Below are 17,617 nucleotides of genomic sequence, written 5' to 3'. Positions count from 1 at the left end.
TGGGCGCGGGGTAGCTTGGCGCCATGTCGCCCCTTTCCGATCTCGTCCGGGATGTTCCCGACTTTCCTCGTCCGGGCATCATGTTCAAGGACATCACCCCGCTCCTGGCGGATGCGGTGGCCTTTGCCGCCTGCATTGACGCCTTGTGCGCGCCCTGGTTCGGCAAGGACATCGGTGCCGTGTGCGGCATCGAGTCGCGCGGTTTCATCTTCGGCGCCGCCATGGCCCGGGCGCTGGACGCCGGTTTCGTGCCCGTCCGCAAGGCTGGCAAGTTGCCGCCGCCCGTGGTCGGGCTCGACTACGGCCTGGAGTACGGCCTGGATCGCCTGGAAATCGGGGCGCACGCCATCGCACCGGGAGAGAAGGTCATCGTGGTGGACGACGTGCTGGCCACGGGCGGCACGCTCGAAGCCGCGCGTCGGCTCGTGGAGCGACTGGGGGCCGAGGTCTGCGGCGGTAGCGTGGTGCTGGAACTGGCGGGACTGAACGGGCGGTCTCGGTGGTCCGGTGACGCGCCCCTGTACGCCCTGGTCGGGTCCTGACGCCTCAGCGTCGGGGTGGGCCTTCCTCCCGCAGGTCCTCCACGAGCACGATCTCGCACCCGCCGGCACCGGTGTCCTCGCGCGTCAGCGATGTCTTCCACTGCCAGCCATCGTCGCGCCGCACGTCCACCAGGAAACCGTCGAAGTGGACCACGTCGCCCGGGCGCACGTGGCGCAGCTCGCGCGCCGCGTTGTCGTTGGCGGGAATCATGTGCATGTTGGCGCTGGAGTCCTCGATCTCCTTGCGGGGTATCGGGAAGTGGTCCGTGTACCAGAAGTAGAAGCGGTTGGACTGGGAGATGCGAATCTTGTCCAGCACCGCGGTGTCCGACATGCGCCCCCAGCCCAGCGCGAGGTCCGTCGGGGCGATCGGCGCCAGGTCGTCCAGTTGGTAGTCCTCGCGTGACAGCACGCGGCCGGTCATGGCGAACTTCGCGCGGGGCGCCAGCGTGTAGTGCCCGCGGTTGAGCACCGTGCCCGGGCCGAGGTCCTCCTGGTCGGGGGTGTCGCCCGCGAGGACGCCCGGTGCGTCGTGCACCGGATGGTGCTGCCACCAGGCGTAACCGCCCCAGCCACAAAGGATGAGCAGGAGGACCAGCCAGAAGCGCATGCCGCGAGAACCGTCAGTAGGGTGATGAGGGGCCAACGCCCGAAACCCTTTCCGGTTGACGTGGCGAGGTTCCCCGTGGATCGAACAGGGCGGCGGGCAGGTCGCGGACGATGGCCGCAAGCGCCTCGAAAAACGGCGTCATGGCGGAACTCTTGCGCCACAGCATGGCAATCCGGCGGCTGGGTGCCGGCGCCGCGAAGGCGATCAGGTCCACATTGGGCGACTGGGCTACCGGGGCCTGCACGGCCAGGGCAGGCAACAGCGTGATGCCCACGTTGGCCGACACCATCTGGCGCAGGGTTTCCAGGCTGGTCGCCCGGAATCCGGTCTTCTCGCCGGCGCCGGCCATGTGGCAGACCTCCAGCGCCTGGTCGCGCAGGCAGTGCCCGTCCTCGAGCAGCAGCAGGTTCTGGTCCGAAAGGTCGTCCATGCGCAGCGGGGCGTGGCCCGCGAGCGGGTGTCCGCTGGGCACGGCAAGGACGAACGGTTCCTCGAACAGGAATTCCACGTGCAGCGAATCGTCGTGGACGGGCAGGGCGAGGATGCCGGCATCCAGCGTGCCCTCGCGCAGCATGTGCAGCACCTGCTCGGTCTTCTCTTCGCGCAGCAGCAGCTCCAGGCGAGGAAAACGCGCCCGCAGCGGCGGCACCACGTGTGGCAGCAGGTAAGGCCCCAGCGTGGGGAAGATGCCCAGGCGGATCGTGCCCGACTCGGGATCGCGCGTGCGCTGGGCGATCGCCTTGATCTCGTCGATCTGCGACAGCACCCCACGGGCGCGCCGTGCGATTTCTCCACCGGTTTCGGTCAGCAGCACCTTTCGCGGCGTGCGCTCCACCAGCGCGACACCCAGCTCGTCTTCCAGTTTGCGGATCTGGGTGGACAGCGTGGGCTGGCTGACGAAGCTGGCCTCGGCGGCGCGACCGAAGTGGCGGTGTTCCGCAAGGGCGACGAGGTACTGCAGGTCACGCAGGTTCATGGCGGCGGCTCGAGGTAGATCAATAGATGCAGCCTATCACACTGATGCCTACAATCGATTTGAGATAATCGCCGCAGCGGGCTAACCTTGGTATTCAGTCGCGTCACCAAGCGCGCAACGAAACCAACAACCCGTAACGGAGAGTCGAAAACATGCTGACCATCGGCGATAAATTCCCGGAATTCAACCTGCTGGCCGTGAACGGTGGCCCCCTGGCCAACAAGATCGAAGACGCGTTCACGACCATCACCGACAAGTCGTACGAAGGCAAGTGGAAGCTGGTGTTCTTCTACCCGAAGGACTTCACCTTCGTCTGCCCGACCGAAATCAAGGGTTTCAGCGACCTCAACGAGAAGTTCGCCGACCGCGACTGCCAGATCCTGGCCGCCTCGACCGACTCCGAGTTCGTCCACCGCGCCTGGCGCATGGACCACGCCGACCTGAAGGACCTTTCGTTCCCGATGCTGGCGGACATCAAGAAGGACTTGACCTCGGCCCTCGGTATCCTTACGGCCGACGGCGTCGCCCAGCGCGCCACGTTCCTGGTCGATCCGAACAACGAGATCCAGTTCGCCTACGTCACGGCCGGTTCGGTCGGCCGTAACCCGGACGAAGTGCTCCGCGTCCTGGACGCCCTGCAGACCGACGAGCTGTGCGCCTGCAACTGGAAGTCGGGCGAAGAGACCCTCAAGGTCGCCTGATGCGTCAACGGTCGTAAGTCCCGCGCCGCTACGCTCCCTCCCCCGCGTGGCGCGGGCAGCCCCACGGGCGGTGAAGTTCGCTTCGCCGCCCGTTTTTCTGAAATGGCCTGGAAACGATCCGTGCCATCCGCGCGGAACCGCACCGTGCGTGCCGCGACCGTCCGCGCCCTCTTTCCCCTTTTTCCTTAGACACAAGGTGCATCCCATGAGCGTCGCCGATCTTCGTAGCCAGATTCCCGACTATGCCAAGGACCTCAAGCTCAACCTCGATACGGTCCTGAGCGAAGCGGGTGCCCCGGGCCTGAACCTTGCCCAGATCGCCATGGTGGCCCTCGGTGCCGCCTATTCCACCCGCTACAAGCCGCTGACCCAGGCCATCGCCGCCTTCGCCGCGGAGCATGCCTCGGCCGAGCAGGTGACCGCCGCCAAGGGCTCGGCAGCGATCATGGGCATGAACAACATCTACTACCGCTTCCAGCACCTGGTGAGCCACCCGGAATACGCCAGCATCCCCGCCAAGCTGCGCATGAACGTCATCGGCGCTTACAAGGGCGATGCCAAGAACGATTTCGAACTGGTCTCCCTGGCCGTCTCCGCGGTCAACGGTTGTGGCATGTGCATCGATTCGCACGACAAGGTGCTGCGCGACGGCGGTATTTCCGTCCAGGCCATCCAGAGCGCCGTCCGCATCGCCTCGGTGATCCACGCCGTCGGTGTCGTCCTCGAGCAAGCCGAATCGGCCGGTTAATCAAGCCACGTAGGAGCCCACGATGTGGGCGATGCTTTACCAAGGTTGCCTCGCCACGATGTAGGCGATGCTCCTGTTTCATGCCGCACCGCAACGACAAAAGGGTGCCTTCTGGCACTGTGTCAAAAGTCACCCTGTTTGCAGGATGGGGGATTACCCAAAGGGGAGTCCCACCCATCATGCGTCGTTTCGTCCGTCCTCTCGTTCTCACCGCGCTCGCCACCTGCTGTGGCGCAGCGCTTGCCGCCGGCACGGACGCCGCGGCGCCGCTCGGTCACCTGCCGACCTGGGCCCAGCCGGAAAGCTACAAGCTCGCGTTCAAGGTCGACCCCAGGCAGGAAGACTATTCCGGCTCCTCGACCATCCGGATCAAGCTGGCGCAGCCGTCCGATTTCATCTGGCTGCATGGCAAGGACCTTAAGGTCTCCAAGGTCACCGTGACCGACGCCGCCGGCAAGACGCACACCGGCAAGTACACCGTCGCCGCCGAGAAGGAAGGCGTGGCGAAGGTCGAACTCGGCGCGAAGCTGCAGGGCGAGATCACCGTGGCCATCGCGTTCACCGCGCCACTGAACAAGCAACTGCAGGGCCTGTACAAGGTGTCCCACGAGGGCGTGCCCTACGCCATGACCCAGATGGAGCCGGTGTCGGCGCGCTACGCGTTTCCCGGCTTCGACGAGCCGTCGTTCAAGGTGCCGTTCGACCTCAGCCTGACCATCCCGTCCGACGACCAGGGCGTGGCCAACACCGCGCAGGTCAAGGAAGAGAAAGCCGCCGCCGGCTGGAAAACCCTCACCTTCTCCACCACCAAGCCGCTGCCCACTTACCTGGTCGCGTTCGCCGTGGGCCCGTGGGACGTGGTGAAGGGCCCGGATATCAGCCCGACCGCCTACCGCGCCACCGCCACGCCGCTGCGCGGCATCGCCGCCAAGGGCGAGGGCCATCGCATGCAACACGTGCTGGGTGAGACCAACGCCATCATCCACACGCTCGAGGACTACTACGGCTTCGGCTACCCGTACGACAAGCTCGACCTGCTCGCCGCACCGGACTTCAGCGCGGGCGCGATGGAGAACGCCGGCCTGGTCACCTTCCGCGACTGGCTGCTGCTCATCGATCCGGATTCCGCCGCCCAGTACGTGCGCGGCTCGTTCAACGTCAACGCGCACGAACTGGCCCACCAGTGGACCGGCGACACCGTAACGATGGCCTGGTGGGACGACCTGTGGCTCAACGAGGCGTTCGCCACCTGGATGCAGCAGAAGGTCACCAGCAAGGTGCATCCGGAATACCGTGCCGACCTGGATCGCGTCCGCGGTGCCCAGGGCGCCATGAACAACGACAGCCTCGTCAGCGCCCGCAAGATCCGCCAGCCGATCACCGGTAACGGCGACATCGAGACCGCGTTCGATGGCATCACTTACCAGAAGGGCGCCGCCGTCCTCGGCATGTTCGAAGGCTACGTCAGCGAGCCGGTGTTCCAGAAAGGCATGCGCGCCTATATCCAGAAGCACAAGTTCGCCAATGCCACGGCCGACGACCTGATCGACGCGATCGCCGAGGCCGCGGGCCAGGGCGATGCCTTCAAGAAGGCGTTCCGCAGCTTCCTCGACCAGTCGGGCGTGCCGTATGTCACCACCGAGGTGAAGACCGAAGGTGGCAAGACCGTACTGCACCTGGCGCAGAACCGTTACCTGCCGCTGGGCAGCACGGGCGACGCCAGCCGCGTGTGGGGTGTTCCCATGTGCGTGCGCTACGGTACCGGCGCGGGCGCCAGCAAGGTCGCGTGCCAGTTGCTCGACCAGGTCACCGGCACGATGGTGCTCGACGGCGCGGCGAAGAACACCTGGGTCATGCCCAATGCCGACGGTCGCGGCTACTACCGTTTCGCGCAGGGCAAGGGTGACCTTGCGGCGTTGGCCAAGGTGGTGGGCACGCTCAGCGATGCCGAGCAGCTGGCGTATGCCGATGCCGTGCGTGCGGCGTTCCAGCACGGCGACATCGATGCGGGCGACGTGCTTGCTGCGATGAAGCCGCTGACGGCCTCCAAGACTCGCGAGGTGTTCACCGCCCCGCTGATGACCTTCGACTGGATCCTCAACCACGAAGCCGTCACCGATGCGCAGAAGAGCCACCTGCGCCAGTGGGCGGTCGATGCCTACCTGCCGAAGCTGAAGGGCCTCGGCTTCCGCAAGAAGGCCGGTGAAGTGGACAACGACACGCTGACCCGCACGGCGCTGGTGGGCTTCCTGGGTGACGACGACATCGCCGAACCTTCGGTACGCGCGGAGATGCTCAAGCAGGGCGATGCCGCACTGAAGACGAAGGATGGCCACCTCGACCTCGACGCGGCCGACCCTGACCTGCTGGCCGATGCGCTGGGTGTAGCGGTGCAGGAACGTGGCGCGCCGGCCGTCGATGCGCTGATCGCGGAGATCCCCAAGACTTCCGATCCGGCCAAGCGCAATGCGATGCTTTCCGCGCTTGCTTCCACCAAGGACGCGGCGCTGGCCAACAAGGCTCGCGACTTCGCCCTGGGCAAGGACGTAAAGGTCGGCGAGATGGCGGCGGTGCTGCGTGGCGGTCGTGCCACGGAAGCCACGCGTAACGACCTGTGGACGTGGTTCACCGCGAACTACGACAAGATCGTGGCGCGTACCGGCAGCTTCGCCGGTGGCCAGCTGCCGGCAATGGCGGCCGGTGGCAGCTGCTCCAAGGCGGAAGCCGATCGCATGGATGCGTTCTTCAAGCCGCGCCTTGGCCAGGTCAGTGGCGCCGATCGTGGTCTCGCGCAGACCAGCGAACAGACGCTGCTGTGCGCGGCGCTGAAGGCCAAGCAGGACCCGAAGGCGATTACGCGCTGATCGTCCAAGCGCGTAGTTAGTGGTTAAGGGCCGGGCGAGAGATCGCCCGGCTTTTTTTGTTCTTCGCGTGTAAGTGTGGACTTTCCCGAAGCCTGAGCTGCGGTCGCTCGCATGGTGCGGCGACGAGGCGCCGGGTGGTCACACTCTGCGCTCGAGCAGCGGCCGCAAGCGGCCGAACTCGCTCAGAGCGTAACCACCCGCCACCTCTGCGACGACAGAGGTAAGCGTGTGCGTAGAGCAAAGCGTGGGCGACCTTGAGCGGTTCATAGCCGATGACTGTGCCGCGGCCATGACATGGCGCGGCCCTGCCGCCGACGTTGCAAAGAGGATCGGTACGGATCTCACGCAATGGGCTGCCTAGAAGCGTTGCCTGTGCATTGTGGCCATATCCAAGGTCATCCGTAACAACATGCATCCAAGCTCCTCCATGGTCCATGGTCCTTGGTCGTGACGGGTCGCGAGCTTTGGATTACTTCTAATCCGGCGTTTGCCGAGCTGATGCCGTAGACGTAAGCGCGTATGAGTGAGTTAGCCTGGACCGAAGCCGAAGGGACGAATAGGAGAAATGGAAGGCAATAAAAAATATGGTTTTTAATGATCAAAGCGATTCCTCATCGACGTTATGGTCGATAAGGATGCTCGCGCTTCTCTCGGGTGAAACAAAAGTCGTCGGTCGCCTTGATGCGTGTCATCTTTTGAGCCTCATCGCAAGATCCTCGCTAGGACGAGGCTCTGTATGGTCGGCGCCCATCGCGTCGTGAAGGCGCGCGCCCCGGTCTTGCGTTTGGAACTGGTATCCACAGCGATCGAGTGATTTCCTTTGCGTATGTCACTCGGAGACGTCATGTTCATCACGTCCCTATCCACAGTCCCGCCCTTTAGCGCTGGCTCACACGCGAATACCCTTCAGGAGCCTGCGCCATCCGCGCGATCTTCTGAGTCATCTGTCACCAGAAGGATCGATTTCTCACATGTCAGTCCCCGTCAGTTGCTGACTTACGTTGACGAAATGATCAAGGCCGACCGTATCGATCCCATGGATGCGACGTCGCTCATGTGTTCGCTGGGAGCAGGCCAATTCGAGGAAGCACCGGACGCGCCGTTCGATCTGCGGTCCAGCTTGAAGGGCACGGTAGCGTTCCATAGGGAGAAAGGCGATGTGGATCTGGCGCAGTGGTATGTCGGGCTTCTTGGCCGTCTGGATATCATGGAAGGGCAGTCGGTCCGCATTTCTACAACAGCATAGCGTTTAGATACAGAAGTGCTTTGCTCTTCATTCCCGCCTGCCTCTGTCGTCGCAGAGGTGGCGGGTGGTTACGCTCTGAGCGAGTTCGGCCGCTTGCGGCCGCTGCTCGAGCGAAGAGTGTGACCACCCGGCGCCTCGTCGCCGCACCGTGCGAGCGACCGCGGCTTTGGCATTCGCTTGCAGGCGACCCGCCCGGGACGGGCCAAATTCGATCGAAACAACGGTTGTCCGGTCTTGGCTGCCTGGTACGAACGACTCGCCGAGTGCATGCGAATCATGGAAGCCGGCTCGGTACATGTCTCGATACGAGTATGAACGTGACACGGCCATCCGGGCCTTGCGCTAACCTTGCGTCATGCCACCTCGTCCATCTCCCCCGCCGCGCCTTGCCACCGCCACCGCCCGCGATGTCGCGGAAGCGGCGGGTGTGTCGATGTCCGCGGTGTCGCGTACGTTTACCGTCGGCGCCAGCGTTTCGGCGAAAACACGGCAGCGTGTCACCGAGGTGGCGGATCGCCTGGGATACCGGCCTAACCATCTGGCGCGCAGTCTGATGACGGGGCGGACGAAGCTGATCGGGCTGGTCTCCAACCACTTCGGCAACCCGACCTTCATGGAGGTCTTCGACCTGTTCACGCGGGAGTTGCAGGCGCGAGGTCTTCGCCCCCTGCTGGCGAACCTGGGTGAGGACGACGACGGGCAGGCGGCCATCGACATGGTGCGGCAGTACAACGTCGACGCCGTGCTGATCGCCACGTCGGCACCGCCGGCGGGCTTCGCGGCATCCTGTCGCCAGGCGGGCCTGCCCGTCGTGCACGTGTTCGGCCGCCCGGGGCGTTCCTCGCCCGTGCCGGTGGTGACGGTGGACAACGTCGCCGGTGGACGCCTGGTGGCCGAGGCGATGCGCAAGCGTGGCTTGCGTCGGCTGGCCTTCCTCGGCGGCTCCGTCCACGACGCGTCGACCGTGGATCGCGGCACCGGCTTCGCTGCCGCGGCCGGGCGTTCCCTGCGACACACCGTCCACGCGGGCAACTACACGCACGAGCACGGCCAGCGGGCGATGCATGCGCTGCTCGACAGCGATGCCGCCATCGACGGCGTGTTCTGCGCCGACGACGTCCTGGCGCTCGGGGCGATCGACGCCTGCCGTGAGCGCGGTCTGGCTGTGCCGGATGACATCAGCATCGTCGGCTTCGACGACATGCCGCTGGCGGCGTGGGCGTCCTATGGGCTGACCACCGTGCGTCAGCCCATCCGCCCGATGGTGCTGCACGCCATCGAGCGCATCGTTGCCTGGATGGACGATGCCGACGCGGTGCCGCGCAGCAAACTGTTTCCCTGCGAGCTGGTGTTGCGCCGAAGCCTGCGCGAGCGCTAGCCCACATCGACCCAGCGGCGCTCGCGGTTCGATACCAGCGCCGCGTCGATCACCCGGTCCACGGCGTAACCATCGCGGAAGGTCGGCCAGACCGGCGTGCTGGTGGCTACGGCCTGCAGGAAGTCGCGCGCCTCGATCACGATCTGTTCGTTGTAGCCGGTGCCGTGGCCGGTGCCCTGGTTGAAAGCCAGGTAGTCGGGATGCGCGGGGCCCATCAGCAGCTTCTGGAAGCCGCGTCGCGCAGGCTCGCGGCTGGCGTCGTAAAGCCACAGGGCGTTCTGGTCTTCCTGGTCGAAGGCAAGGGCTCCCCGGGTGCCCGTGATGCGGTAGGTGTAACCCATCTTCCGGCCGGCGGCCATGCGGCTGAAGCTGAGGCTGCCGGTTGCGCCGTTCGCAAAGCGCAGCAGCATCTGGCCGAGGTCGTCGTTCTCCACGGGCTCCGGCCCCGTGTCGCCCGCGCGTGTCGCCTGGACGATGCAGGTATCCGCGACCAGGCTGGCGATGGGCCCGACGAGTCGAAGGCAGGCGTTGACGATGTGCGAGGCGACGTCGCCGAGCGCGCCGGCCTCGGTGCCCGTGGCGATGCGTGTGCGCCAGGAGGCGGGCAGGGCGGGGTCGTGCAGGTAATCCTCGACATGCTCCGCGGTCACCTGGATCACTTCGCCGATCTCCCCGGAGGCGATGATCTGCCGGGCGAGCTGGCTGGCGGGCGTGCGGATGTAGTTGAAGCCGACCATGTTGGCGATACCCGCGGCTTCGACCGCCTCCGTCATGGCCAGTGATTCGCGCACGTTCGCGCCCAGCGGTTTTTCGCAGAACACCGGTTTTCGTGCGGCCACGCAGGCCATCACCATGTCGAGATGGGTGCGTGGCGGGGTGGCGACGATCACGGCATCCACCGCCGGGTCGTCGACGAGTTCTCGCCAGTGTCCTGTCGAGCGACGCCACCCCCAGCGTTGCGCATGCGATGCGGCACCGTCGGCGGTGGAAGTGGCAAGCATCTCGCACACAGGCCGCAACGGCGTGTCGAACGTTGCCGCCACGCCGTGCAGCGCCTGCGTATGGGCCTTGCCCATGTAGCCCGCGCCGATCAGGCCGATCCTCAGGTCGCTCATCGCGTGGTTTTCCGGGGAGGGGGAGTGTCGACTCTACGGATGCTGCAGTGCGGTTTGCAAGCGCTTGCAATTCGGCCTAGCGTAGTGCCCGAGCCGCCTTAAACGGTCGACACGCCAACGCGCCCCGCGCAGGAGTTGCCATGAATGCCTCCGCCCAGACTGCCCGCCGTCCTGCGGTCGAGCTCCGTGTCTTCACGGAAGACACGCTCGACACCGGATTCATCGTCAACGAGTTGCTGGATGGCGCCGGTGCGATCACCTTGCGCGGTCTGTTCACGCCGGCGGAGATCGCCGAGGCGCGGGCTATCGTCATGCGCGAGTCCGACGCCGACGAGCGTGGCGGCAAGGTCACGCACTTCCAGGGCGATGCGGAGCGGGCCGGTCGGCTCAACCTGCAGCGCCGCGTCTGGAACCTGCTGGCCAAGGGCGAGGTGTTCTCGCGGATGGCCGCGCATCCGGCGATCATGCAGGTGATGCGCGCCTTCATCGGCAGCGAGTTCATCATGGGATCGATCGCCGCCAACCGCATCCTTCCGGGCGGCCCGGGGCAGGAGCCGCACATCGATTACCCCTACTGGGATTACCACTCGCCGCAGACGCATCCGGCGCGCATCCATTCGCGCTTCCCGCTAAACGCGCAGGCGACCATCATGCTCGACCCCTTTACCGAGGAAACGGGTGCGACGGCCTACGTGCCGGGGTCGCAGCGTGACCTGCATTACCCGCAGGACGACGATCGCTTCTTCGAACGTTGCGAGCGCATGCTCGGCCAGCCGGGCGACACCGTGATCTTCTTCGGCGCCGTGTGGCATTGCGCGATGCCCAATCGAAGCACCGTCGATCGCTCGGCGATCATCACCCAGTACCTGCCCAAGTTCGTCAAGCCGATGGAAGATCTGCCTGCCTCGCTACCCGCGGAGTTCGTCAGGGATGCCAGTCCTGATATCCGCCAGTTGCTGGGGTTGAACTATCCGTACCCGGAGGTGCTGGATGCGGCACGCGGCGGCAACGCCGAGGGCCGCGACGTGATGAAGACGCGCTGAGGCAGGGCGGCGTCAGTGCCCTGCGGGAACAGGAACGGCAGGGGTGGCGGCATTGGAAGTGGCAGCGGCAGGGCGAGCCGCCGGCTGGTGAACCCGCTGCTGGACGAAGTGGACCACATCGTCCAGTACCGGCGGGGCGTCCTTGCCGCCGCGAAGCGCGAACAGGATGCCCATGTGGCCCATGTCGGGGTACAGCTTCACCTCCACCGGCTCACCTTGCGCCTGGTAGCGCCGTTGCAACGACAGTGCGTTGGAAGGCCTGACGGTGGAATCGTCCTGCCCTTGTAGCAACAAGGCGGGTGGCTCGTCGCCGTCGACGAAATTGACCGGCTGCGAACGTGCCTGCTCCGCCGCGGTGTTCCCGAACATGTCGATGAAGTCGTCCTGCTTCAGTGGCAGGAAATCGTATGGACCGGCCAGGCCGATGAAGCCGGCCAGGTCGCGGGGACGCATGCCGACCATCGCCAGGCGATGCTCGTCGGTCGCCAGCATGGCGGCGATGTGCCCGCCGGCGGAATGGCCCATGACGACGATGCGCGAGGGGTCGCCACCGTACTCGCCCACCCGGTCGTGCGCCCAGCGTACCGAGCTGGCGGCATCGCCTACGAAGCCGTCCAGCCTCACCTTCGGCCAGAGGCGGTAGTCCGGCACCACGGTGACGATGCCGCGGGCCGCCAGGGCCTCACCCACCCATCGGTACCACTGGCGCTTGCCGCTCTTCCAGCTGCCACCATAGAAGAACACCACCACGGGTGCGTTCTTCGCCTGCACGGGACCATAGACGTCGAGCGCCAGGCCCTCGGTCGGGTCGTAGACGATGTCGTGGTGGGCCACGACGCCGGTGGAGGACTGCCGCGCGTTGATCGCGCCGAACAGGACGGACTGGCAGCCCGAAAGCAGAAGGGTGCCGAGCGTGACAAAGAAAATTCGGGTCATGAACAGAGCTTACGGACCGGCCGTGAAAACGGATGCACGGCGCAGGATCAGTGCTCGAGGGCAACCGGATGGCGGCCGATGAAGTCCAGCGTGTCGTCGAGCACGGGAGCTGCGGTCCGTCGCGGGCCGAAGGCGAGCAGCAGGCCTTCGTGGCCGAGGCCGGGATAGAGCCGCAGTTCCACGGGCTCGCCCTGTTGTCGGTAACGGCCTTCGAACGCGACGGCTTCGGCCGGCGACACGATGGTGTCGTCCTCGCCCTGGAGGATGAGCGCGGGCGGTTCGTCGCCGTCCACGAAGTTGATCGGCTGCGACAGGGCCTGTTCGGCGGCGCTGTGCCCGAAGATATCGGCGAACGCCGGCTCGTCGAACGGAATGAAGTCGTAGGTACCGGCCACGCCGATGACACCGGCAAGCTCGCGCGGCCGCATGCCCACGGCAGCCAGCCATTGCTTGTCCACGGCGAGCATGGCGGCGATCTGCCCACCGGACGAATGCCCCATCACGAATTCGTCGTGCGGATCGCCGCCGAACGTGGCGGCGTGGTCGCGCGTCCAGCGCACGGCTTCGGCGGCATCGTGGAGGAACCCTTTCATCCGCACGGTCGGCCACAGCCGGACATCGACGACCACGGTCACCACGCCACGCGCGGCCAGGGCCTCGCCCATCCAGCGAAACCACTGCCGCCGGCCGCCCATCCAGCTGCCGCCGTAGAAGTACACGACGACGGGTGCATGCCGGGCGTGGGCGGGCGCGTAGACGTCCAGTGCCGTGCCTGTCGCGGCGTCGTAGACGATGTCCCGGTGGGACACCACGCCATCCGTAGGCTGGCGCAGGTTCACCGCGCCGAAGAACGCGGCCTTGCACCCGCCGAGGAGCAGGACCAGCAGGAGGAGGGCGGCGCGAAGCGACATGGCGCGATTGTAGCCGCGGCCACCTTACCGGCGTCTTCCTGGGGTGCGCGGGCTAGAATGCGTCGATGACCGATGTCCGCAACCTCCTGCGCCAGTCCGCCATCGACCTCGGCGATCGCCTTGAGGCCGAGCTGCTGCTCGCGCATGTGGTGGGGGTAAACCGGGCCTGGTTTTTCGCCCATGCGGACGACGCTCTGGATCCCGCCATGGTGGAGCGGTTCGCCGGCCTGGTGCACCGGCGCGCCGCCGGCGAGCCGGTGGCTTATATCACCGGCACCCGCGACTTCTGGTCGATGACGCTCGAGGTCACGCCCGCCACGCTGATCCCACGCCCGGAGACGGAACGATTGGTCGAACTGGCGCTGGAACGCCTGCCGCGGGGCGCGAGCGTGGTCGACCTGGGCACCGGCAGCGGGGCCATCGCCCTGGCGCTTGCGAAGGAACGGCCCGACCTCTCGGTGACGGCGGTGGACGCCAGCCTGGCGGCGCTCGAGGTTGCCCGGCGCAACGCCGACCATCTCGGCCTGACGCGGGTAAGGTTCCTTGCTGGCGACTGGTTCGCGCCGCTGGCGGGCGAGCGTTTCGACCTGATCGTCAGCAACCCGCCCTACATCGAATCGGACGACCCGCACCTGGACCAGGGCGACCTTCGTTTCGAGCCTGCCAGCGCGCTGGCCTCGGGCGGCGACGGCCTGGACGACATCCGGCGTATCGCATCCGGCGCGCCAGACCATCTGCACCCGGGCGGATGGTTGCTCGTGGAGCATGGCTGGAACCAGGGGGTAGACGTCCGCACCGTGCTGGCATCGTGCAGCCTGCAGGACGTGTTCACGGCGCAGGACCTCGAAGACCGTGACCGGGTGTCCGGCGGATGCAAGGCCCTCACACCCTGACGCTGCGCCGGACTCAGCCGGCGCTCGCCACGTCCTTCGCGACGAACTGCGGGAACCGTGCCAGGATGGCGCGGCGGATCTGCGGCAGGTCGAGGCCGGCCATGGTCAGGACTTCCTCGCGGCTACCGTGTTCCAGATAGACGTCCGGAAGGCCCAGGTGCAGGATCGGCTGGGTGATGCCATTGGCGGCCAGCAACTCGGCCACGCCCGCGCCGGCGCCACCCGCTATGGCGTTGTCCTCCAGGGTGACGAAGGCCTCGTGCGTACGGGCCAGCTCCAGGATCAGCTCGGCATCCAGCGGTTTGACGAAGCGCATGTTGACCAGCGTGGCATCGATCTCGCCCGCGATCACGGCGGCGGGCGCCAGCATGGTGCCGAAGGAGAGGATCGCCAGGCCGTGGCGACCGCGTCGACGCACCTCGGCCTTGCCGATCGGGTAGGTTTCCAGCGTCTCGGCCATCTTGGCGCCCGGGCCGGTGCCACGCGGGTAACGGATGGCCGCAGGGCCCTTGTAGTGGAAGCCCGTGCTCAACATCGTGCGGCAGTCGTTCTCGTCGGCCGGCGCCATGATCACCATGTTCGGCAGGCAGCGCATGAACGACAGGTCGAAACTGCCGGCGTGCGTGGCACCGTCCGGCCCCACCACGCCTGCGCGGTCGATGGCGAAGGTGACGTCGAGATTCTGCAGGGCCACGTCGTGGATGGCCTGGTCGTAGGCACGTTGCAGGAAGGTGGAGTAGATCGCCACCACCGGCTTGGCGCCCTCCACGGCCATGCCCGCGGCCAGCGTCACGGCGTGTTGCTCGGCGATGGCCACGTCGAAGTAGCGCTGCGGGTATTCCCGCGAGAAACGGACCAGGCCCGATCCTTCCCGCATGGCAGGCGTGATGCCGAGCAGGCGCTCGTCGCTGGCGGCCATGTCGCACAGCCAGTCGCTGAAGATATCGGTGTAGGTGGGCTTGGCCGGCGCCCCCTTTTTCACCAGGCCGGCGACGGGATCGAACGGTCCGACGGCGTGGTACTCGATGGGGCCTTTCTCGGCGGGCTCGTAGCCCTTGCCCTTGGTGGTCATCACGTGGATGAGCTGTGGGCCGGGCAGGTCCTTGACCGTTTCCAGCGCCTGCACCAGCTGGGGCATGTTGTGCCCGTCGATGGGGCCGGTGTAGTGGAAGCCCAGCTCCTCGAACAGGGTGGACGGTACGAACATGCCCTTGGCATGTTCTTCCCAGCGCTTGAAGAAGCGGCCGAAGAAGGACTCGCGCGGCATGGCCTTCTTGGCGCGCTCGCGCAGGGCGTTGAGCCGCCGGCTGGACATGGCGCGGGCCATCATCTTGGTCATCGCACCGACGTTTTCGCTGATCGACATGCCGTTGTCGTTGAGGATCACCAGCATGTTCGGTTCGACGTCGCCGCCGTGGTTCAGTGCCTCGAAGGCCATGCCCGCGGTAATCGCGCCGTCGCCGATCACGGCCACGACCTTGCGCGGATCGCCCCGGCGCTGCAGAGCGATTGCCATGCCCAGGGCGGCCGAGATCGAGGTGGACGAATGACCGACGCCGAAGGTGTCGTAGTCGCTTTCCTCTCGGCGCGGGAACGGCGCCAGGCCGTCCTTCTTCTTGATGGTGGTGATGCGGTCGCGACGACCGGTGAGAATCTTGTGCGGGTAGCACTGGTGGCCCACGTCCCAGACGAGACGATCGCGCGGGGTGTCCAGCACGTGGTGCAGCGCCACCGTCAACTCGACCACGCCCAGTCCCGCGCCGAAATGCCCGCCCGACGAGGCCACGGCCTCGATCAGGTATCGGCGCAGTTCATCGGCGATCGCTGGAAGTTCGTCCACCGGGAAACGCCGGAGGTCCTCCGGCGATTCGATCTGCGCCAGATAGGGATAGCGGGAGAGGTCGTTCATCCCCGTATTGTTGGCCTCCGGAGAGGCCGGGGCAAGGGATGGGGTGTGAAAGTTTGCGGGCAAAGGCCGGACAGGCCTCAGGCGGGGCGCCGATCCCGTGGTAAATGGCTGATCAGGAACTGCATCTGGTCGGCCAGGATATTGCGATTGGACAGGATCAGGTGCTCGACCCAACTGGGCCGGTAGGGCACGGCCAGCAGAGGCATGTTGGCCTGCTGGGGGGTGCGGTTGCTCTTGCGCAGGTTGCAGGCCAGGCACGCGCTGACCACGTTTTCCCATTCGTCGGCGCCGCGTTTGGACAGCGGAATCACATGGTCGCGGGTGAGCTCGTGACGCGTGTAGTGGTGGCCGCAGTACAGGCAGATGTGCCGGTCGCGCGCGAACAGGGCGGTGTTGGTCAAGGCCGGCGCCGGGTCGATCGCGTGCTCGCGGCAATGGCCCGTGCTGGCCACGATGGGGTGGAGGTCCAGCGTGCTCTGCAGGCCGTTGGCCCGGCTGGTGCCGCCATGCACGGTGAGGCAGGGGTCGCCCAAGGTCCAGGCCACCACGCCGCGCACATAGAGGCAGACGGCGTCCTGCCAGCTGATCCAGTCAAGGATGCGGCCGGCGGCGTCGAGTGAGAGCACGCGCGTGGTGTGTAGCGCGGTTACCCTCGGCAGGTCTTCGTGTAGCACTTCCATCGTCATCGGGTTTCGTCCTTCACACGTGCGAAAGAGCGTTCCAGTCAGCCGAACTCCGTGCGGATCGGGTAAGCGATCCCACCCCTTTGAAGCGGGTTTGCCCGAGCATAGCCGATAATTGCGACCGAATTGCACACGCCCGGTATGCTTCTTGCGGTGCTGTGGCGGTCATGCGGCACTGATATAGTGGGGGTTCGTATATGCCTGCGCGGGTTTGGAAGGGGGGCCGGGGTGGCTTCCCAGGTCCGGCGGGTCCATGAGGGTTTCACAGTGGCTGAAGTGCTTTTCTACGAGCGTCCGGTTCCCCTGAACCGCACCGCGCATCGCGATCTCCGCCTCAAGGCGGTGAACAACATCCGTTTCGCGGCCACCGCGCATTCCGTGCCCCTCACGGGCGTCGAGTTCGCGCCCGCCTCGCGTGACGTCCCCATCCTGTTCGCCGGAAACAGCATGGAAGAAGCCGGCCCGATGGCCCTCCTGGGTCTGCGCCAGGGTGAAAACCTGCTGGTCGGCGAGAACGGCTTCTGGGAGCAGGGCCTGTACATCCCGGCCTTCGTCCGCCGTTACCCGTTCGTGCTGGCCGAGAAGCCCGCCGGCACGGAAGGCGACGACTTCACCGTGTTCCTCGACGAAGCCTACGAAGGCTTCAACGAAACCGAAGGCGAGCGCCTGTTCAACGAGGACGGCACCGACGCGCCGGCCCTGACCAACGCCGTGAACTTCCTGGGGGAATTCCAGGACCACGTCGCCCGCACGCAGTGGTTCATGGGCAAGCTGCGCGAGCACGACCTGCTCGAGCCGCGCACCATCACCCTGCAGAAGGAAGGCAAGGGCATCAACCTCAACGGCCTGTTCGTCATCAACGAAGAGAAGCTGCGCGCCCTCGACGAGAAGGTAGCCGGCGAGTTCCTCCGCGAAGGCGCGTTCGGCTGGATCTACGCGCACCTTGTGTCGCTGGCCAACATCGATCGCATGGCCGCACGCCTCGACGTGCGCGAGCAGAAGGAAGGCTCCATCGCGAAGGTCTGACCGCCTTTACCGATTGCCGAAAAAAGGCTGCCCTGG

The 17,617-nt window shown here is 66.1% G+C and carries 17 protein-coding genes; 9 read left to right on the top strand and 8 right to left on the bottom strand.

Annotated features, from left to right (window positions below; all coding sequences use genetic code 11):
• Nucleotides 1-23: 23 nt before the first annotated feature.
• Nucleotides 24-542: an adenine phosphoribosyltransferase gene (locus FA89_RS01460; protein ID WP_036137469.1), complete on the top strand. Its 519-nt coding sequence runs from the start codon at nt 24-26 to the stop codon at nt 540-542.
• Between the two features lie 4 nt (nt 543-546).
• On the opposite strand, the gene FA89_RS01455 is transcribed toward FA89_RS01460, so the two are convergent.
• Together FA89_RS01455 and oxyR are read right to left on the bottom strand one after the other, a co-directional pair.
• A complete protein-coding gene (locus FA89_RS01455; RefSeq protein ID WP_036137467.1) occupies nt 547-1,152 on the bottom strand; it encodes a hypothetical protein in 606 nt (201 codons plus the stop codon).
• A 13-nt stretch (nt 1,153-1,165) separates the two neighbouring features.
• Nucleotides 1,166-2,128, bottom strand: coding sequence for a DNA-binding transcriptional regulator OxyR (oxyR, locus tag FA89_RS01450; protein ID WP_051938447.1), 963 nt, complete (start codon nt 2,126-2,128; stop codon nt 1,166-1,168).
• 152 nt (nt 2,129-2,280) lie between these two features.
• Between oxyR and FA89_RS01445 the strand changes: the two genes are divergently transcribed.
• From FA89_RS01445 to FA89_RS01435, 3 genes are all read left to right on the top strand, one after another.
• The gene (locus FA89_RS01445; protein ID WP_036137465.1) at nt 2,281-2,829 is read left to right on the top strand and encodes a peroxiredoxin; all 549 of its coding nucleotides are present in this window, start codon (nt 2,281-2,283) and stop codon (nt 2,827-2,829) included.
• 205 nt (nt 2,830-3,034) lie between these two features.
• A complete protein-coding gene (locus FA89_RS01440) occupies nt 3,035-3,577 on the top strand; it encodes a carboxymuconolactone decarboxylase family protein (protein WP_036137463.1) in 543 nt (180 codons plus the stop codon).
• A gap of 179 nt (nt 3,578-3,756) precedes the next feature.
• Complete coding sequence (locus tag FA89_RS01435; protein ID WP_036137460.1) at nt 3,757-6,441, top strand: M1 family metallopeptidase; 2,685 nt, start codon at nt 3,757-3,759, stop codon at nt 6,439-6,441.
• 16 nt (nt 6,442-6,457) lie between these two features.
• Here the strand turns inward: FA89_RS01435 and FA89_RS20895 are convergent, their stop codons facing one another.
• Nucleotides 6,458-6,877, bottom strand: a complete 420-nt coding sequence (locus FA89_RS20895) for a DUF4879 domain-containing protein (protein WP_081916299.1) — start codon at nt 6,875-6,877, stop codon at nt 6,458-6,460.
• 573 nt (nt 6,878-7,450) lie between these two features.
• Here FA89_RS20895 and FA89_RS01430 point away from each other — a divergent pair.
• Nucleotides 7,451-7,687 (top strand): hypothetical protein, encoded by a 237-nt coding sequence (locus FA89_RS01430; RefSeq protein WP_185754189.1) that lies wholly within the window; start codon nt 7,451-7,453, stop codon nt 7,685-7,687.
• A 355-nt stretch (nt 7,688-8,042) separates the two neighbouring features.
• On the top strand, nt 8,043-9,065 hold the full coding sequence (locus FA89_RS01425) for a LacI family DNA-binding transcriptional regulator (RefSeq protein ID WP_051938446.1): 1,023 nt from the start codon (nt 8,043-8,045) through the stop codon (nt 9,063-9,065).
• Here FA89_RS01425 and FA89_RS01420 read toward each other — a convergent pair.
• Nucleotides 9,062-10,180: a Gfo/Idh/MocA family protein gene (locus FA89_RS01420; RefSeq protein WP_036137456.1), complete on the bottom strand. Its 1,119-nt coding sequence runs from the start codon at nt 10,178-10,180 to the stop codon at nt 9,062-9,064. The two genes, FA89_RS01425 and FA89_RS01420, sit on opposite strands and share 4 nt — an antisense overlap.
• A gap of 140 nt (nt 10,181-10,320) precedes the next feature.
• Between FA89_RS01420 and FA89_RS01415 the strand changes: the two genes are divergently transcribed.
• Nucleotides 10,321-11,223, top strand: a complete 903-nt coding sequence (locus FA89_RS01415; RefSeq protein ID WP_051938445.1) for a phytanoyl-CoA dioxygenase family protein — start codon at nt 10,321-10,323, stop codon at nt 11,221-11,223.
• A gap of 12 nt (nt 11,224-11,235) precedes the next feature.
• On the opposite strand, the gene FA89_RS01410 is transcribed toward FA89_RS01415, so the two are convergent.
• Nucleotides 11,236-12,159 (bottom strand): alpha/beta hydrolase, encoded by a 924-nt coding sequence (locus FA89_RS01410; protein WP_051938444.1) that lies wholly within the window; start codon nt 12,157-12,159, stop codon nt 11,236-11,238.
• A gap of 47 nt (nt 12,160-12,206) precedes the next feature.
• A complete protein-coding gene (locus FA89_RS01405) occupies nt 12,207-13,070 on the bottom strand; it encodes an alpha/beta hydrolase (RefSeq protein ID WP_036137455.1) in 864 nt (287 codons plus the stop codon).
• Nucleotides 13,071-13,135: 65 nt separating this feature from the next.
• Here FA89_RS01405 and prmC point away from each other — a divergent pair, with 65 nt between their 5' ends.
• The gene (gene prmC, locus FA89_RS01400; protein WP_036137454.1) at nt 13,136-13,963 is read left to right on the top strand and encodes a peptide chain release factor N(5)-glutamine methyltransferase; all 828 of its coding nucleotides are present in this window, start codon (nt 13,136-13,138) and stop codon (nt 13,961-13,963) included.
• A 13-nt stretch (nt 13,964-13,976) separates the two neighbouring features.
• Here prmC and dxs read toward each other — a convergent pair whose 3' ends face one another.
• Together dxs and FA89_RS01390 are read right to left on the bottom strand one after the other, a co-directional pair.
• Nucleotides 13,977-15,872: a 1-deoxy-D-xylulose-5-phosphate synthase gene (gene dxs / locus FA89_RS01395; protein ID WP_036137453.1), complete on the bottom strand. Its 1,896-nt coding sequence runs from the start codon at nt 15,870-15,872 to the stop codon at nt 13,977-13,979.
• Nucleotides 15,873-15,949: 77 nt separating this feature from the next.
• Nucleotides 15,950-16,552: an HNH endonuclease gene (locus FA89_RS01390; protein WP_185754188.1), complete on the bottom strand. Its 603-nt coding sequence runs from the start codon at nt 16,550-16,552 to the stop codon at nt 15,950-15,952.
• 270 nt (nt 16,553-16,822) lie between these two features.
• On the opposite strand from FA89_RS01390, the gene FA89_RS01385 reads away from it, so the two are divergent.
• Nucleotides 16,823-17,581 (top strand): SapC family protein, encoded by a 759-nt coding sequence (locus FA89_RS01385; RefSeq protein ID WP_036137451.1) that lies wholly within the window; start codon nt 16,823-16,825, stop codon nt 17,579-17,581.
• The last annotated feature ends 36 nt before the right edge of the window (nt 17,582-17,617 follow it).

This window comes from Luteibacter sp. 9135 (assembly GCF_000745005.1).
GTDB lineage: Bacteria > Pseudomonadota > Gammaproteobacteria > Xanthomonadales > Rhodanobacteraceae > Luteibacter.
This window is presented reverse-complemented; position numbering and strand designations above follow the sequence as displayed.

Bases quoted from the DNA above. Each gene is read 5' to 3' on its own strand.
- FA89_RS20895 (WP_081916299.1), bottom strand. From the start codon at position 6,877: ATGGACCATGGAGGAGCTTGGATGCATGTTGTTACGGATGACCTTGGA.
- FA89_RS01410 (WP_051938444.1), bottom strand. From the start codon at position 12,159: ATGACCCGAATTTTCTTTGTCACGCTCGGCACCCTTCTGCTTTCGGGC.
- prmC (WP_036137454.1), top strand. From the start codon at position 13,136: ATGACCGATGTCCGCAACCTCCTGCGCCAGTCCGCCATCGACCTCGGC.
- FA89_RS01405 (WP_036137455.1), bottom strand. From the start codon at position 13,070: ATGTCGCTTCGCGCCGCCCTCCTCCTGCTGGTCCTGCTCCTCGGCGGG.
- FA89_RS01445 (WP_036137465.1), top strand. From the start codon at position 2,281: ATGCTGACCATCGGCGATAAATTCCCGGAATTCAACCTGCTGGCCGTG.
- FA89_RS01455 (WP_036137467.1), bottom strand. From the start codon at position 1,152: ATGCGCTTCTGGCTGGTCCTCCTGCTCATCCTTTGTGGCTGGGGCGGT.
- FA89_RS01430 (WP_185754189.1), top strand. From the start codon at position 7,451: ATGATCAAGGCCGACCGTATCGATCCCATGGATGCGACGTCGCTCATG.
- FA89_RS01390 (WP_185754188.1), bottom strand. From the start codon at position 16,552: ATGGAAGTGCTACACGAAGACCTGCCGAGGGTAACCGCGCTACACACC.
- FA89_RS01435 (WP_036137460.1), top strand. From the start codon at position 3,757: ATGCGTCGTTTCGTCCGTCCTCTCGTTCTCACCGCGCTCGCCACCTGC.
- dxs (WP_036137453.1), bottom strand. From the start codon at position 15,872: ATGAACGACCTCTCCCGCTATCCCTATCTGGCGCAGATCGAATCGCCG.
- oxyR (WP_051938447.1), bottom strand. From the start codon at position 2,128: ATGAACCTGCGTGACCTGCAGTACCTCGTCGCCCTTGCGGAACACCGC.
- FA89_RS01425 (WP_051938446.1), top strand. From the start codon at position 8,043: ATGCCACCTCGTCCATCTCCCCCGCCGCGCCTTGCCACCGCCACCGCC.
- FA89_RS01415 (WP_051938445.1), top strand. From the start codon at position 10,321: ATGAATGCCTCCGCCCAGACTGCCCGCCGTCCTGCGGTCGAGCTCCGT.
- FA89_RS01420 (WP_036137456.1), bottom strand. From the start codon at position 10,180: ATGAGCGACCTGAGGATCGGCCTGATCGGCGCGGGCTACATGGGCAAG.
- FA89_RS01440 (WP_036137463.1), top strand. From the start codon at position 3,035: ATGAGCGTCGCCGATCTTCGTAGCCAGATTCCCGACTATGCCAAGGAC.
- FA89_RS01460 (WP_036137469.1), top strand. From the start codon at position 24: ATGTCGCCCCTTTCCGATCTCGTCCGGGATGTTCCCGACTTTCCTCGT.